This is a genomic window from Kineococcus rhizosphaerae (assembly GCF_003002055.1).
Taxonomy (GTDB): Bacteria; Actinomycetota; Actinomycetes; order Actinomycetales; family Kineococcaceae; genus Kineococcus; species Kineococcus rhizosphaerae.
This window is the reverse complement of the sequence record NZ_PVZF01000002.1, coordinates 73,805-89,880: the sequence shown is the minus strand read 5'-3', so window position 1 is coordinate 89,880 and position 16,076 is coordinate 73,805. Positions and strand designations below refer to the sequence as shown.

The 16,076-nt window shown below is 72.6% G+C and carries 12 protein-coding genes; 7 read left to right on the top strand and 5 right to left on the bottom strand.

What is annotated here, in order from left to right:
- Positions 1-86: 86 nt before the first annotated feature.
- From CLV37_RS04665 to CLV37_RS04650, 5 genes are all read left to right on the top strand, one after another.
- Positions 87-1,298, top strand: a complete 1,212-nt coding sequence (locus CLV37_RS04665; RefSeq protein WP_106207658.1) for a thiolase family protein — start codon at positions 87-89, stop codon at positions 1,296-1,298.
- Positions 1,298-3,358, top strand: coding sequence for a 3-hydroxyacyl-CoA dehydrogenase NAD-binding domain-containing protein (locus CLV37_RS04660; protein ID WP_106207656.1), 2,061 nt, complete (start codon positions 1,298-1,300; stop codon positions 3,356-3,358). The genes CLV37_RS04665 and CLV37_RS04660 overlap by 1 nt, the downstream gene beginning before the upstream one ends.
- 178 nt (positions 3,359-3,536) lie before the next feature.
- Positions 3,537-3,956, top strand: a complete 420-nt coding sequence (locus CLV37_RS26935; RefSeq protein WP_146149296.1) for a hypothetical protein — start codon at positions 3,537-3,539, stop codon at positions 3,954-3,956.
- Positions 3,860-4,633 carry an NAD(P)-dependent oxidoreductase gene (locus CLV37_RS04655; protein ID WP_106207654.1) on the top strand — a complete coding sequence of 258 codons (774 nt, stop codon included), beginning with the start codon at positions 3,860-3,862 and terminating at the stop codon, positions 4,631-4,633. Before CLV37_RS26935 ends, CLV37_RS04655 begins: the two co-directional genes overlap by 97 nt.
- Before the next feature lie 96 nt (positions 4,634-4,729).
- Complete coding sequence (locus tag CLV37_RS04650; RefSeq protein ID WP_106207652.1) at positions 4,730-6,673, top strand: methyl-accepting chemotaxis protein; 1,944 nt, start codon at positions 4,730-4,732, stop codon at positions 6,671-6,673.
- Positions 6,674-6,734: 61 nt separating this feature from the next.
- On the opposite strand, the gene CLV37_RS04645 is transcribed toward CLV37_RS04650, so the two are convergent.
- Genes CLV37_RS04645 through CLV37_RS04635 form a run of 3 tightly spaced genes read right to left on the bottom strand, consistent with a single transcriptional unit; the run spans position 6,735 to position 10,915 of the window.
- On the bottom strand, positions 6,735-7,895 hold the full coding sequence (locus CLV37_RS04645) for an acyl-CoA dehydrogenase family protein (RefSeq protein WP_106207650.1): 1,161 nt from the start codon (positions 7,893-7,895) through the stop codon (positions 6,735-6,737).
- Positions 7,892-9,397, bottom strand: coding sequence for a long-chain-fatty-acid--CoA ligase (locus tag CLV37_RS04640; protein ID WP_106207648.1), 1,506 nt, complete (start codon positions 9,395-9,397; stop codon positions 7,892-7,894). The genes CLV37_RS04645 and CLV37_RS04640 overlap by 4 nt, the downstream gene beginning before the upstream one ends.
- A 60-nt stretch (positions 9,398-9,457) precedes the next feature.
- Positions 9,458-10,915: a GGDEF domain-containing protein gene (locus CLV37_RS04635; protein ID WP_106207646.1), complete on the bottom strand. Its 1,458-nt coding sequence runs from the start codon at positions 10,913-10,915 to the stop codon at positions 9,458-9,460.
- 96 nt (positions 10,916-11,011) lie between these two features.
- Here CLV37_RS04635 and valS point away from each other — a divergent pair, with 96 nt between their 5' ends.
- The gene (gene valS / locus CLV37_RS04630) at positions 11,012-13,663 is read left to right on the top strand and encodes a valine--tRNA ligase (protein ID WP_106207644.1); all 2,652 of its coding nucleotides are present in this window, start codon (positions 11,012-11,014) and stop codon (positions 13,661-13,663) included.
- 69 nt (positions 13,664-13,732) lie between these two features.
- Here valS and CLV37_RS04625 read toward each other — a convergent pair whose 3' ends face one another.
- Together CLV37_RS04625 and CLV37_RS04620 are read right to left on the bottom strand one after the other, a co-directional pair.
- Positions 13,733-14,815 carry an inositol-3-phosphate synthase gene (locus CLV37_RS04625; RefSeq protein ID WP_106207642.1) on the bottom strand — a complete coding sequence of 361 codons (1,083 nt, stop codon included), beginning with the start codon at positions 14,813-14,815 and terminating at the stop codon, positions 13,733-13,735.
- Positions 14,815-15,390, bottom strand: a complete 576-nt coding sequence (locus CLV37_RS04620) for a PadR family transcriptional regulator (protein ID WP_106207640.1) — start codon at positions 15,388-15,390, stop codon at positions 14,815-14,817. Before CLV37_RS04620 ends, CLV37_RS04625 begins: the two co-directional genes overlap by 1 nt.
- A 138-nt stretch (positions 15,391-15,528) precedes the next feature.
- On the opposite strand from CLV37_RS04620, the gene CLV37_RS04615 reads away from it, so the two are divergent.
- A complete protein-coding gene (locus CLV37_RS04615; RefSeq protein WP_106207638.1) occupies positions 15,529-15,957 on the top strand; it encodes a MarR family winged helix-turn-helix transcriptional regulator in 429 nt (142 codons plus the stop codon).
- Positions 15,958-16,076 lie beyond the last annotated feature (119 nt).

The following is a 16,076-nucleotide window of genomic DNA, read 5'->3' as shown; positions in this document are numbered from 1 at the left end:
CGGGGGATTACCCGGGACCCGGAGTACCGCTTACCTCGCGCGACGCGTACGGTGGCCCCTGAGCACACCTGCGACGAGGAGGTCCTGTGGCCCACACCGCTCCCCCCGGACGGAGCGTCGTCTTCGCCGACGGCGTCCGCACGCCGTTCGGCAAGGCCCGTCCCGACGGCCTGCACGCCCGGACCCGCGCCGACGACCTCGTGGTCGCCTGCCTGCGCGAGCTGCTGCGCCGCAACCCGTCCCTGCCCCCCGGACGGATCGAGGAGGTCGCCGTCGCGGCCGCGACCCAGAGCGGGGACCAGGGACTCGTCCTCGGTCGCAGCGCCGCACTGCTGGCCGGTCTGCCCGTCACCACGCCCGGCTACGCCATCGACCGCTGGTGCGCCGGGGCCATGACGGCCGTCACGACGACCGCGGCCTCCATCGCCGTCGGGGCCCTCGACGTCGCCCTCGCCGGCGGCGTCGAGCACATGGGCCACCACCCGCTGGGGGCCGGGATGGACCCCAACCCGCGGTTCCTCACCGAGCGGATCGTCTCCCCCGACGCCCTCGACATGGGCAAGACCGCCGAGGCGCTGCACGACCGCTTCCCGCAGCTGACCAAGGAGCGCGCCGACGCCTTCGCCGTCGGGAGCCAGGAGAAGTTCGCCAAGGCCGTCGCGAACGGGCAGATCGCGGCCGACCTGGTCCCCGTCGCCTCCCCGAGCTCCGAGCTGGGCTGGGGACTGGCCACGGCCGACGAGCTCGCCCGGCCCGGGACCACGCTGGAGGCCCTGGCGAACCTGCGGACCCCGTTCCGCCCGTACGGGCGGGTGACGGCGGGCAACGCCTCCCCGCTCACCGACGGGGCGACCGCGTGCGTCGTGGCCGCCGAGGAGAGCGCCGCCGAGCTCGGTCTCACCCCGCGGATGCGCCTGGTGGGCTTCGCCTTCGCCGGCGTCGAACCGGAGGTCATGGGCCTGGGGCCGATCCCCTCCACCGAGAAGCTGCTGCGCCGCGTCGGGGTCGGCATCGACGAGATCGGGTTGTTCGAGCTCAACGAGGCGTTCGCGGTGCAGGTGCTGAGCTTCCTGGACCACTTCGGCATCGCCGACGACGATCCCCGGGTCAACCCCTACGGCGGGGCGATCGCCATCGGCCACCCGCTGGCGGCCAGCGGGGTGCGGCTCATGACCCAGCTCGCGCGGCAGTTCTCCGAGCACCCCGAGGTGCGGTACGGGCTGACGGCGATGTGCGTCGGGCTCGGGCAGGGCGGTTCCGTGCTGTGGGAGAACCCGAACTGGGAAGGGGCGAACTGATGCCGGTGCACGTGCGCACGGTCGACCTCTCCTGGGCCGGTGCGCACCGGCTGGCGCTCCTGACCCTGGACTCGGGAGATCCCCGCAGGCCCTTCGTGCTCGGCCCGCAGGCGCTCGAGGAACTCTCGGCGGCCCTCGACGAGGCCGAGCGGCTGGACGTCGCCGCGATCGGGGTCACCGGGGCGAACCACGTCTTCTGCGCCGGGGCGGACCTGAAGTCGATGGCCCGCATCCCCTCCCGCGACGACTCCCTCGCCCTGGGGGAGGCCGGGCACCGGGTGCTGGGCCGGTTCTCGACCACCCTGGAGCGCGTCGGGATCCCGACGTTCGCGTTCGTCAACGGCCTGGCCCTGGGCGGCGGCCTGGAACTGGCGCTGCACTGCACGTACCGGACGATCTCGTCGTCGGTGCGGGGCATCGGCCTGCCCGAGGCGTACCTGGGCCTGGTGCCCGGCTGGGGCGGGACCTGGCTGCTGCCCCACCTGGCCGGGCCCGACGTCGCCGTGAAGGTCGCGATCGAGAACGCGCTGGCGGGCAACAAGACGCTGTCCGGCCCGCAGGCGTTCGCCGCCGGGATCGCCGACGCGCAGTTCGGACCCGCCGACTTCCTCGTGGAGTCGTTGCGCTGGAGCGCGTCCGTCCTGCGGGGCGAGACGCTCGTCGAACGCGCGCTGCCCGCGGACCAGGAGGTCTGGGACGCGGCGATCGCCCGGGGCCGGGCCGTCGCCGACGCGCGCACCCACGGCGCACCGCCCGCCCCGTACCGGGCCCTGGACCTGCTCGCGGCGGCGCGGACGACCTCGCGCGAGCAGCACTTCGCCGCCGAGGACGCCGCGCTGGCCGACCTCGGCGTCTCGGCCGAGCTGCGCGCCGGGTTGTACGCGTTCGACCTCGTCCAGCGCTACGGGCGCAAACCCGTCGGCGCCCCCCCGGGTGTCCAGCAGGCCGAACCCCGCAAGGTCACCTCCGTCGGGGTCGTCGGCGCCGGGTTGATGGCCTCCCAGCTCGCCCTGCTGTTCCTGCACCGGCTGCAGGTGCCCGTCGTCCTGACCGACGTCTCGGCCGAGCGCGTCGAGAAGGGGGTCGGGTTCGTCCGGCAGGGCGTGGCCGACCTGCTCGCCAAGGGCCGGATCGGTGCCGACACCGCCAACCGGCTCACGGTCTCGGTCTCCGGTGCCGTGGACAAGTCCGCCCTGGCCGACTGCGACGTCGTCATCGAGGCCGTGTTCGAGGAGCTGTCCGTCAAGCAGGACGTGCTGCGCGAGCTCGAACCGCTGCTGCGCGCCGACGCGGTGCTGATGACGAACACGAGTTCGCTGTCGGTGACCGAGATGGCCTCGGTCTTGAAGAACCCCGAGCGCTTCGTCGGGTTCCACTTCTTCAACCCCGTCGCGGTCCTGCCGCTGGTGGAGGTCGTGCGCACGGAGACGACCGACGACGTGACGCTGGCCACGGCGTTCGCGGTCGGGAAGAAGCTCAAGAAGACGTGCGTCCTGGTCCGCGACGCCCCCGCGTTCGTCGTCAACCGCATCTCGACGCGCATGTTCGACGAGGTCCTGCGGGCCCTGGACGCCGGGACCCCGCTGCTGGACGTCGAGCACGCCCTGGACCCGCTGGGGCTGCCGATGTCGCCGTTCCGGCTGGCGCACTTCGTCGGCCCGGCCGTCATGCTGCACGTCCACGAGACCCTCGCCGCCGCCTTCCCCGAGCGCTACCGCGTCTCGGAGAACCTGCGGCGCTGGGTCGCCGAGGGCGGGCCCGAGCTCGTCACCGCCAAGGGGCCGGTCGCCGAGACCGGTGCCGCCGGGTTCCTGCAGGTGGGGACCGCGCCGCTGACGCGCGAGCAGGTGCTGACCACCGTGCAGGACGCGCTGGCCGACGAGATCCGCCGGGTCCTGGACGAAGGTGTCGTGGCCGGGCCCGAGGACGTCGACGTGTGCCTGGTCCTGGGCACGGGTCACCCGCTGTTCACGGGCGGGATCACGCCCTACCTGGACCGGGTCGGGGCCAGCGAGCGGGTGACCGGGCGCCGGTTCCACCCATACGAGCTGACGACCTGATCCCCTACAGCTCGTTCCGCTGTGGGTGGCGGACACCACCGGAAAATCACTGCCTACGTGTGCCGCGAGCACTGCGCTGCCTCGACCGCGACCGAGGTAGCGCAGTGCTTGGTTTGCTGACCCACAGCGCACCCGGCGCCCCCTAGACCAATCGAAGGTTCCCTAGTACTTTCACAGAATGATCAAAGTCGATCCACTGAACACCAGCACCTCATGGACGCAGAAGATTCATGGTCCATCGTCGGCAACCGGTGCGCTACGTCGGCGAAGAGCAACTCGTCTGACAGTCATCGGCCTCGTGGCGGGACTGTTCGCGTCCATCGCTGGTCCAGCTGCTGCAGCGCAGGCCTATGTTCCCTACTGCGTAATCATCACGCGAACGAAGGACTACTTCCCCAACGGCGAACCAGCAGGTCCTCCCGCAGGTTACGTCTACATGCGCAACGACTGCCAAGCCACTCTGCACATCAAGGCCGACATCGCCGGGGGCAATGACGGTTACTGCAGCGTCAAAAAACCGGGAGAAACCTACTTCTACGCATTCAGGGGCTATGCGGGTTTGAACTACGCCTATGCTCGTGGACCGATAACCTGCTGATACCGTTAACAAACCTTCTATCCCTGCTGCTCGCCGGAGCGGCGAAACTGCTCGGCAAGGACGCGGCGACCCGCCGCTCGGACTGGGGCGCCCGGGAACGGCTGCGCGGCGCGGCCCTGGAGGGCTCGACCATCGGGATCGTCGGGTTCGGCGGCGTGGGGGCCGACCTCGCGCGGCTGCTGCAGCCCCTGGGCGTGCGGATCGTCGCGACCAACCGCCGCGGCACCCACCCCGAGGCCGCCGAGCTGGGCGTGGAGTTCACCGACCTCGACGACCTGCTGCGGCGCAGTCACCACGTCGTGCTCACGGCCGCGCTGAACGCCTCCACGCACCGGATGGTCGACGTCCGCGCCCTGGGTCTCATGCGGCCCGACGCGTTCCTGGTGAACATCGGCCGCGGCGGCCTGGTCGACACCGACGCGCTGCGCGAGGCCCTGCGGGCGGGTGCGATCCGCGGGGCCGGGCTCGACGTCGTCGACCCCGAACCGCTCGACCCCGACGACGAGCTGCTGACGTTCGAGAACGTGGTGCTCTCCCCGCACGCCCTGTGCTGGACGGCGGACTTCACCCGCGACACCTCCGCCAGCGCCCTCGAGGCGGTGATCGACGTGGCGACCGGGCGCAGGCCCCGGCACCTGCTCAACCCGCAGGCGCTCACCGTCGCCGCACCGGCCTGACATTCGGGGCCGGGTCCGCGCTCAAGTCAGCCCGCCGCACCGCCGACGACGCCCGCAGGACCTCCCGCCGGGAGGACGGTCAGGGAGCAGGACGCAGTGCGCAGCATCAGGACCCGGCTCGTCGCCAGCACGCTGGCGATGGTCGTCACGACACTGGCGCTGCTCGTCGTCGTCGTGACGACCCGCAGCGACGGCTTCGGCCGCCGGCAGGCGACGGCGTACACCTCCCAGCTGGCTCAGACCCACGCCGCGGCGGTGCAGGCCGAGCTCGCCGGTTCCGTGCGCACCGTCACCGACGTCGCGAACGCCATGGCGTCGCTGAAGTCCCAGGGCGTCCTCACCCGGACCGCTGCGTCCGAGCTCGTCCACTCCACCCTCGCCGCGCACCCCGAGTTCGTCGGCATGGGCACCGGCTGGGACCCGGACGCCTTCGACGGCCAGGACGCCCGGTACGCCGGGTCACCCGACAGCGACGCCAGCGGGCGTCTCATCCCCTACTGGTACCGCTCCGGCGGCACCCTCGCCGTGACGCCGCTGACCGACCTCGACGACCACACCGCCAGCGCCTGGTACTGGACCCCGAAGGAGACCGGGAAGGTCTTCTTCACCGAGCCCTACGAGTACGAGGTCGACGGCGCGACGGTGCTCATGAGCACCGCCGCCGCCCCCGTGGTCGTGGACGGGGCGTTCGCCGGGGTCGTCACGGCGGACCTGTCGCTGACGAGCCTCACCGCGTCGATGAACGGCATCGAGCCCTACGGCACGGGGTACGCCTCGCTGCTCACCGAGTCGGGGACGGTCGTCACCTCCCCGCGGGCCGCCGACCTGGGACGGCCCGCCACCGGGACCACCAAGGACCTCGCCCTGGCCGTCAGCGGCTCGGGCCGGACCACCACGCGCTCGGACTCGACCGACCTGCTCGCCGTCGCCCCCGTGCGCGTGGACGCCACCCAGACCTGGACGCTGCTCGTCAGCGCGCCGCGCGCCTCCGCGCTGGCCGCCAGCCGCTCCCTGCGGACCACGACGATCCTGCTGGGGCTGCTCGCGGTCCTCGTCGCCGGTGTCGTCACGTGGTTCATCGGGACCGGCATCGGCCGCCCCGTGCGCCGGCTGCGGGACAGCCTGGCCGACATCGCCGACGGCGACGGGGACCTGACCAAGCGCGTCGACGAGTCCCGCAAGGACGAGCTGGGGGCGCTGGGGGCGGCCTTCAACCGGTTCGCCGAGGCGATCGCGGGGACGGTCCGCGAGGTCTCCTCGGAGGCCGACACGCTGAACTCCGCCGCCTCCCGGCTCGACGCGACCAGCCGGGTCCTGGGCCAGAACGTCGCCGAGACGGCCCAGCGCTCGGGCGTCGTGGCCGAGCAGGCCGACGCCGCCAGCGGTGAGGTCACCGGCATCGCCGCGGCCGCCGAGCAGATGGGCGCCAGCATCTCCGAGATCGCCCGCGGCACGAACGAGGCCGCCCGCATCGCCGCGGAGGCCGTCGACGTCGCCCGCTCGACCGAGCGGGCGATCGGCACCCTGTCGACGAGTTCGGAGGAGATCAGCCAGATCGTCGCGGCCATCACCGCGATCGCCCAGCAGACGAACCTGCTGGCCCTCAACGCCACCATCGAGGCGGCCCGGGCCGGGGACGCGGGCAAGGGCTTCGCGGTCGTCGCCGGCGAGGTGAAGGAGCTGAGCACCCAGACGGCGCGGGCGACCGAGGACATCGAGCGCAAGATCGCGGCCCTGCAGCAGGACGTGCACGCGGCGGCGTCCTCCGTGGCGCACATCGGGACGGTCGTGGACCGGCTCGACGAGATCCAGGCCACCGTCGCCGCGGCCGTCGAGGAGCAGTCGGCCGTGACCGGTGAACTGGCCGGCGGTGTCGCCCGGGCGGCCTCGGCGACGCGCACCATCGCCGGGACCATCGGCGACGTCGCGCAGGTGGCGGAGCGGACGACGACGAGCGCGCACGAGACCGACGCGTGCTCGCGCCAGGTCGCCGACACCGCCGACCACGTCCGCGCCCTCATGGGCCGCTTCAAGGTCTGAGTCCCCGCGATCGAAGAACCCCACGTCACGCGGGGTTCCTCGATCGCGGGAGTGGGTCGGGTCAGGTGAAGGAGGAGATGCCGGTCAGGTGCCGGCCGACGATGAGGGTCTGGATCGACTCCGTCCCCTCGTAGGTGTGCAGCGCCTCCACGTCGGCCATGTGCCGCGCGACCCGGTGCTCCAGCAGGATCCCGTTGCCGCCCAGCAGGTCCCGCGCCATCGCCGTGACGGTGCGGGCCTTGCGCGTGGCGTTCACCTTGGCCAGCGACGCCTGGGTGTCGGTCAGGCGCCCGGAGTCGGCGAGCTTGCCCACCCGCAGGCAGAACAGCTGCATGGCGGTGACCTCGGCGAGCATCTGCACGAGCTTGTCCTGCACGAGCTGGAAGCTCGCCAGCGGCTGCCCGAACTGCTTGCGCTCCAGCGAGTACGCCAGCGCCGTCTCGTACGCGGCGGTCGCGTGCCCCAGCGCGCCCCAGGCGATGCCGGCGCGGGTGGCGGACAGCACCCGGCCGGTGTCGCGGAAGCTGGCCGCCCCCGGCAGCCTGTTCGCCGCCGGCACCCGGACGCCGTCGAGGGTGATCTGGGCGTTGTGGATGGCGCGCAGCGACGCCTTGCCCTCGATGACCGTCGCCTCGTAGCCGGGGGTCCCGCGCTCGACGAGGAAACCCTGGACCTGGCCGTCCTCGCCGCGGGCCCACACGACGCACACGTCGCAGACCGTCCCGAACCCGATCCAGCGCTTGGCGCCGTCCAGGACGTAGTCGTCGCCGTCCCGGCGCGCGGTCGTGGCCAGCGCGACGGCGTCGGAACCGTGGTCGGGTTCGGTGAGGCCGAACGCCCCCAGGACCTCCAGGCGCGCCATGGGCGGCAGCCAGCGCTCCTTCTGCTCCTGGGAGCCGAGGAAGGCGATGGAGCGCATGGCCAGTCCGGCCTGCACGCCCAGCATCGTCGCGAAGCTGCCGTCGCCGCGGGACAGCTCCATGGTGACCAGCCCGGCCGCGGTGTGGCTGAGCGCCGGGATCCCCGGACCCTCGAGCCCGTCGCCGACGAGGTTCAGCTGGCCGTACTCCTTGAGCAGGTCCATCGGCATCTCGGCGCGCTCCCAGAAGCCGCCGGCCACCGGGATCACCTTCTCGTCGACGAACTCGCGCACGGCCTGCCAGACCTCGAGCTCGCGGGGGGTCAGGTCCGCGGCGATGTCGTAGTAGTCCACGACGGTCATGACTGCGCTTCCTCTCCTGCCGGGGGTGTGATCTCACGTTTGAGGATCTTGCCGGTGGGGCCCTTGGGCAGTTCGGACACGATCCAGACCCGCCGCGGGTACTTGTAGGCCGCGAGCTGGGCCTTCACGTGCTCGATCAACTCCTCGGGGGTGGCCGCGGTTCCGGCCTTCAGGACGACGGCGGCCCCGACCTCCTCCCCCACCAGCGGGTCGGGGAACCCCACGACCGCGGCCTGCTCGACGGCGGGGTGCTCGTAGAGGACCTCCTCGACCTCGCGCGGGTACACGTTGTACCCGGCCCGGTCGATCATGTCCTTGGCCCGGTCGACGATCGTGTAGTAGCCGTCGGCGTCGCGGGTGGCGAGGTCACCGCTGCGGAACCACCCGTCGGTGATGGCCCACGCCGTCGCGGCCTCGTTGCGCCAGTAGCCCTTCATGACGTTCTCACCGCGGATGACGATCTCGCCGACCCCCTCGGTGACGGGGGTGCCGTCGGCGGCGCGCAGGTCCATCTCGCACCCGTCGACGGGCACGCCGATGGTCCCGGGCCGGCGCTCGATGTCGGGGCGGTTGAAGGAGGCGACCGGCGAGGTCTCGCTCAGGCCGTACCCCTCCAGGACCACGACCCCGTACTTCTCCTCGAACCCGCGCAGCACCTCCACGGGCAGCGACGCGCCGCCGGAGACGCAGGAGCGCCACGAGCTCAGGTCGAACTCGCCGGCGGTGGGTTCGTTGAGCATCGCCACGTACATCGTCGGCACGCCCGCGAAGTGCGTCACCCGGTCGCGCTGGACGACCGCGAGCGCCGCCGCGGCCGTGAACCGGGGCAGCAGGGTCATGGTGCGCCCGGCGACGATCGCGGTGTTCATGGCGCAGGTCTGGCCGAAGGCGTGGAACAGCGGCAGCGCGCCGAGGATGGTGTCGCCCTCGCCGAGCCGGATGAGGGACTCCTGGCTCGTGCGGGCGTTGCTGAACAGGTTGTGGTGGGTCAGTTCGGCGCCCTTGGGGGCCCCGGTGGTGCCGGAGGTGTAGAGGATGACGGCGGTGTCCCCGGGGGCCGGCTCGTGGCCCGCGGGGTCGGGCTCCACCCCGGCGAGCAGCGTCGGCAGGGTCCCGGGACCGACCTCCACGACGCGGGTCGCGGTGCCGACGGCGCCGGCGTGGGCGGCCTCGGCGACGGCCGACCAGACGAGGGCGAGGCTCGCCCCGGAGTCGCGGAAGTGGTGGTTGACCTCGCGGCCGCGCAGCAGCGGGTTCATGGGGACGACGACCGCCCCGGCGCGCAGGGCACCGTGGTAGAGCACCGGGAACTCGGGGACGTTGGGCGCGACGAGCGCGACGCGGTCCCCGGGCCGCACGCGCTGGGCGCGCAGCCAGCCGGCGACGCGGGCGGTGGCGTCGTCGAGGTCGCGCCAGGTCAGGGCGTGGTCGTCGAGGCGGACGGCGACGTCGTCGGGACGTGTGCGGGCGTGCTCGGCGATGGCGCCGGCGAAGCTGTGCATCGGAACTCCTGCGGTCCACGTCGTCGTGGGGTGGGGCTGTTCCGTGCAGCTTCGCACACGTCAGCGCGCGGGGTGCACGCGCTCGGCCTCCTCGGGGGCCGTCCGGGTGCACGCGCGGCCGGCGTGCTTGGCGGCGTAGAGGGCCTGGTCGGCGCGGGCGAGCAGGCGGGCGGTGTCCTCGCGCCCGTCCCAGCGGGCCAGGCCGGCGGAGAAGGTCTGCCCCTCGGGCACGACGGCGCGCAGCCCGCTCAGCAGCTCCTCGACCTGCTCCGGCGGCGTCCCGCAGGAGACCGCGAGGAACTCCTCCCCGCCCCAGCGGGCGAGCTGGACGCCGCGGCCGGCCAGGGCGGTGCGCCAGGCCGTGGCGGCCCCCACCAGGAGCCGGTCCCCGGCGGGGTGCCCGTGGGTGTCGTTGAAGACCTTGAAGTGGTCGAGGTCCAGGAGGGCCACGACCAGCGGGACCCCCTCGCGCTCGGCGCGCGACCGCACGCGCTGCAGCTCGGCGTCGGCGCTGCGGCGGTTCAGCAGGCCGGTGAGCGGGTCGGTGCGGGCCAGGTCGCCGAGCAGGGCGGTCTGCTCGCGCAGCCGGCCCAGCAGGGCGGACATGCGGGTCACGACGAGGACGAACAGGACCGAGGAGCTGATGACGACGGCCCAGCCCTGCGGGGGCTGCCCCAGGGCCAGCTCCAGACCCAGGGTGCCGGGTGAGAGCAGGCTCGCGGCGGTCAGGACGGTCAGGCGCAGGGAGCTGAACTCGTGGCGGGTGCTGGGTGCGGGGTCGGACAGCCGCCGCATCGACGGGTGCAGCGCCGCAGCGCCCCACAGGACGTAGGAGACGAGGAAGACGGAGTCGACCCAGGTCGCGTCGAGCGTGGAGTAGGCGTCGGCGGCCTGCCACAGCGCGTCGGCGGCCAGCATGGCCGAGGCGGCCCCGGCCAGCAGCGTGAAGGCGCGCGAGCCGTGCCCGGCGGCGGAGAAGACGCGCACCAGCATGGCCAGCACGACGACGTCGCCCACGGGGTAGGCCAGGGCGACGAGGCCAGCGGGCAGGTCCTGCGGCAGGGTGTGCAGCGCCGGGCGGACCAGGAAGGTCCACGACAGCATCCCGAAGCCGACGGCGAGGATCGCGGCGTCGATGACGCCCTCGCGGTCCGCGCCGGGGCGGGCCTGGCGCGCCATCCGCAGCATCGCGGCGGCGATGAGCGGGTAGGCCAGGACGTAGAAGACGTCGGGCACGTCGGGGAAGGTCTGCGAGTCCAGCCACGTGTAGCAGACGGCGTAGGACACGTCACCGAGCGCCCAGGCCAGCAGCCCGGCGGCCAGCAGCCACCACGCCGAGGCCCGCTGGGGGCGGTGCAGGCGCGCGCCGACGGCGGTCGCGACGGCCGCCGACAGGCTCACGCAGGAGAACAGGGCGTCGTGCAGCAGCCCGCCGGGCACGAGCAGGCACGCCACGCCGAGCACCGCGCCGCCCGCGGTGTACGCCTGCCAGGGCAGGATCCGGCGCAAGGAGTCCACGTCCTCACATCGGCCGGTCCGCGGCCGACCTCAAGCGCGTGAGGTCGAGGTCACCACCGGGCGGGGTCACGGCCCGGGGGCTGGGATGATGGGGGCATGTCCGACGCCACCACCCCCTCGGCCTCGCCCTCGACCTCTGGGCCCGCACCGCAGTTCCGCGCCACCACCGCGCCCGGCGTCGAGGTACCCGACCGTCCCACCGTGGACGGTCTGGAGGAACGCTGGGCCCCGCAGTGGCAGGAGTCGGGCACCTACGCCTTCGACCGCACCGCCGCCCGCGCCGACGTGTACTCCATCGACACCCCGCCGCCGACGGTGTCGGGGTCCCTGCACGTGGGGCACGTGTTCAGCTACACGCACACCGACGTCGTGGCCCGCTTCCAGCGGATGCGCGGCAAGTCCGTCTTCTACCCGATGGGCTGGGACGACAACGGCCTGCCCACCGAGCGGCGCGTGCAGAACTACTACGGCGTGCGCTGCGACCCGAGCCTGCCGTACGACCCGTCCTTCGTGCCGCCGGAGAAGGCGCCGAAGAACGACCGCGACTTCGTCCAGGTCTCGCGGCGCAACTTCGTGGAGCTGTGCGACCGGCTGACCGCCGAGGACGAGCAGGTCTTCGAGTCGCTGTGGCGCCGCCTGGGCCTGTCGGTGGACTGGTCGCACACCTACTCGACGATCTCGGAGACCTCGCGGGCCACGGCCCAGCGCGCGTTCCTGCGCAACCTGGCCCGCGGCGAGGCGTACTCCCAGCAGGCCCCGACGCTGTGGGACACGACGTTCCGCACGGCCGTGGCCCAGGCCGAGCTGGAGGACAAGGACACCGAGGGCGCCTACCACCGCCTCGGCTTCACGCCCACCGCCGGCGGGGAGACGGTCTACATCGAGACGACGCGCCCGGTGCTGCTGCCGGCGTGCGTGGCGCTCGTGGCGCACCCGGACGACGAGCGGTACCAGCCGCTGTTCGGCACGACGGTCCGCACGCCGCTGTTCGGCGTCGAGGTGCCCGTCCTGGCCCACAAGCTGGCCGACCCCGAGAAGGGGTCCGGCATCGCGATGATCTGCACCTTCGGCGACACGACCGACATCACCTGGTGGCGCGAGCTGCAGCTGGACAACCGCGCGGTCATCGGCCGCGACGGCCGGCTGCTGCGCGAGACCCCGGCCTGGCTGTCCGGGGCGGGCGCCGAGTTCTACGCGACGATCGCGGGCCAGACTGTGTTCAGCGCGCAGAAGGCCGTCGTGGAGGCCCTGCAGGCCTCCGGCGACATGGTCGGGGAGCCGAAGAAGATCGTGCACCCGGTGAAGTTCTACGAGAAGGGCGACCGGCCCCTCGAGATCGTCTCCACCCGCCAGTGGTACCTGCGCAACGGCGGGCGCGACACCGACCTGCGCTCGGCGTTGCTGGAGCGCGGCGGGGAGCTGGCCTGGCACCCCGAGCACATGAAGCACCGCTACGACCACTGGGTCTCGGGCCTGAACGGCGACTGGCTGATCTCCCGGCAGCGCTTCTTCGGCGTGCCGTTCCCGGTCTGGTACCCGCTGGACGCCGACGGCGAGCCGGTCTACGACTCCCCGATCGTGCCCGACGAGGCCGCGCTGCCCGTGGACCCGGCCGCCGAGGCCGCGCCGGGCTACGCCGAGGACCAGCGCGGGGTGCCCGGTGGCTTCGCCGCCGACCCCGACGTCATGGACACCTGGGCGACGTCGTCGCTGACCCCGCTGCTGGCCGGCGGCTGGGAACGCGACGAGGACCTGTTCTCCCGCGTCTACCCCATGGACCTGCGCCCGCAGGGCCAGGACATCATCCGCACCTGGCTGTTCTCGACCGTGGTGCGCTCGCACCTGGAGTTCGACGGGCTGCCGTGGGCGCGTACGGCGCTGTCGGGCTGGATCCTGGACCCGGACCGCAAGAAGATGTCGAAGTCCAAGGGCAACGTCGTGACGCCGCTGGCGCTGCTGGAGGAGTTCGGCTCCGACGCGGTGCGGTACTGGGCGGCCTCCTCGCGCCTGGGCACCGACGCGACGTTCGACACCGGGCAGATGAAGATCGGCCGCCGGCTGGCGATGAAGCTGCTCAACGCCTCGAAGTTCGTGCTGGGCCTGGGCGTCGAGCGCGGCACGTCCGCGGACCCGGCCACGATCACCGAGCCGATCGACGCCAGCGTCGTCGCGGGGCTGGCGAGCGTCGTGCAGCAGGCCACCGAGGCCTTCGAGCGCTACGACCACGCCAGCGCCCTGGACGTGACGGAGAAGTTCTTCTGGAACTTCTGCGACGACTGGGTGGAACTGGTCAAGGACCGCGGCTACGGCGCCCGCGGTGAGGAGGCGGCCGCGTCCGCGCGGGCGACGGCGGCGGTGACGCTGCGGACCCTGCTGCGGCTGCTGGCCCCCTTCCTGCCGTACGCGGCCGAGGAGGTCTGGTCGTGGTGGCAGGACGGGTCCGTCCACACCGCCGCCTGGCCGGTCGTCTCCGAGCTGGGGTCCGTCGACGGGACCGCGGCCACCGTCCTGCCGGCCGCGGGCCAGGCGCTGTCGGTGCTGCGCAAGGTCAAGAGCGAGGCGAAGGTCTCGCAGAAGACCCCGCTGTCGGCGGCCACGGTGTCCGGGCCGGCCGCGCTCGTCGAGGCCGCCCGCCGGGCCGAGGGCGACGTGCTCGCCGCCTCGCGCGCCGCGTCGATCGAGTGGGTCGTCGTCGAGGGTGCCGAAGGTTTGACCGCCCAGGCGCAGATCGCCCCCACCGAGGACTGACGAGCACGACGAAGGCCCCAACCGCGGCGGTGGGGGCCTTCGTCGTACCGGCCACGGGCCGGTGGCGGGTCAGCGGTCGAGGGTGCCCGCGATGTAGGCCTCGACGCCCTGGCGGCCGGTCTCGTCGTCGCGCTGCTGCGGCGGGGACTTCATGAAGTACGCCGACGGGGACAGCAGCGGGCCGGCGATCCCCCGGTCCAGGCCGATCTTGGCGGCGCGGACGGCGTCGATGATGACGCCGGCGGAGTTCGGGGAGTCCCAGACCTCGAGCTTGTACTCCAGGTTCAGCGGGACGTCGCCGAACGCCTTGCCCTCCAGGCGGACGTAGGCCCACTTGCGGTCGTCGAGCCACTGGACGTAGTCGCTGGGGCCGATGTGGACGTTGCGGGTGCCGAAGTCGGCGTGGACGTTGCTGGTCACGGCCTGCGTCTTGGAGATCTTCTTGGACTCCAGGCGGTCGCGCTCGAGCATGTTCTTGAAGTCCATGTTCCCGCCGACGTTCAGCTGGTACGTGCGCTCCAGCTTGATGCCGCGGTCCTCCAGGAGCTTGGCGAGCACGCGGTGCGTGATGGTCGCCCCGACCTGGGACTTGATGTCGTCGCCGACGATCGGCACCCCCGCGTCGGTGAACTTCTGCGCCCACTCGGGGTCGCTGGCGATGAAGACCGGCAGGGCGTTGACGAAGGCGACCTTCGCGTCGATCGCGCACTGGGCGTAGAACTCCGCGGCGTCCTGGGACCCGACGGGCAGGTAGCAGACGAGGACGTCGACCTGCGCCTCGCGCAGGGCGGCGACGACGTCGACGGGTTCGGCGGCGGACTCGGTGATGGTCTCGCGGTAGTACTTGCCGAGGCCGTCGAGGGTGTGGCCGCGCTGGACGGTGACCCCGGTGGCCGGGACGTCGCAGATCTTGATCGTGTTGTTCTCACTGGCGCCGATGGCGTCGGCGAGGTCGGTGCCGACCTTCTTGTCGTCGACGTCGAAGGCGGCGACGAACTGCAGGTCGCGGACGTGGTAGTCGCCGAACTGGACGTGCATGAGGCCCGGCACCGACTGCGACGGGTCGGCGTCGCGGTAGTAGTGGGCGCCCTGCACGAGCGAGGCGGCGCAGTTGCCGACGCCGACGATCGCGACGCGGATCGGACCAGCCATCAGGGGTTCTCCTCGGGGTGGGGGTTCGGGGTGTGCTCTGCGGTGATGAGGCGTTCGAGCCAGTCGACCTCGCTGCGGACGGTCTCCACGCCGTGCCGCTGGGCCTCGAGGGCGTAGAAGTCGAGCTGGGCCTGGGTGCGGTCGATCGAGCGGTTCATGAGTTCGAGGCGTTCGAGCAGGCGTGCCCGCCGACCCTCGAGGATGCGCAGGCGGGTCCGCGGGCCGACGCGGGCGAACAGGGCGAAGTGGACGCCGAACGCGTCGTCCTCCCAGGACTCCGGCCCGGACTCCTCCAGCAGCGCGGCGAGCCGGTCGCGGCCGTGGGCGGTGATCTCGTACACCACCCGGGCCCGCTTGGGGCTGATGGTGCCGGGCAGGCGCTGTTCGGTGGTCTCGGTGATGCAGCCGCCGGCCTGCAGCGCGCGCAGCGCCGGGTAGAGCGTGCCGTAGCTGAGGGCCCGGAAGAACCCCAGCCGCTGGTCGAGGCGCTTCCTGACCTCGTAGCCGTGCAGGGGGCCGTCGGCCAGCAGGGCCAGGACGGCGAGGAGGACGACGTCCCCCCGTTTGCGCACCACGTGCTGCTCCTCTCGATGCATCGGTTCGATGCATCTGGGCGCGACAGTACGGGGTCGCGGAGGCGACGTTCAACCCCGACGCACCGGCGCGCCACTTGTCCGTCACCCGTCGAACGGCGGGACCGGTAAGTTCCTGGGATGGTCAGTGGTCCCGCCGAAGCGTTGGAACGTGAGCTCGCCGTGCTGCTGCGGCGCTCGCGCGCGATCAACCGGGAGACGGCGCGCAGCGTCCACCCGGACCTCGAACCGGAGGCGTACAGCCTCCTGGTGCGCCTCGACGACACCGGCGAGGCGCGCCCCTCCGACCTCGCGGCGTTCTTCGGGATCGGCAAGCCGACGCTGTCCCGGCAGGTCCAGCTCCTGGAGCGGCTGGGCCTGGTGACCCGCGAGGCGGACCCGACCGACGGCCGGGCGGTGCGCCTGACCCTGTCCCCCGACGGCCTGGAGAAGGTGCACGCGGCCCGCACGGCCCGCCGCCAGCGGCTGCACTCGCGCCTGGAGGACTGGCCCGAGCAGGACATGACGGCGCTGGCCGACCTCCTGCACCGCCTCAACGCCGCCGTCTGACGCGCCGGCCCGACCCCCGCACCCCGACGCCCCGGGGTGCGGGGAGACCCCGGCCGGTGGATCCTTCGGGTTGCATGGAGCAACCAAACGGTCTTATGGTTGCTTGCACACACCAACCA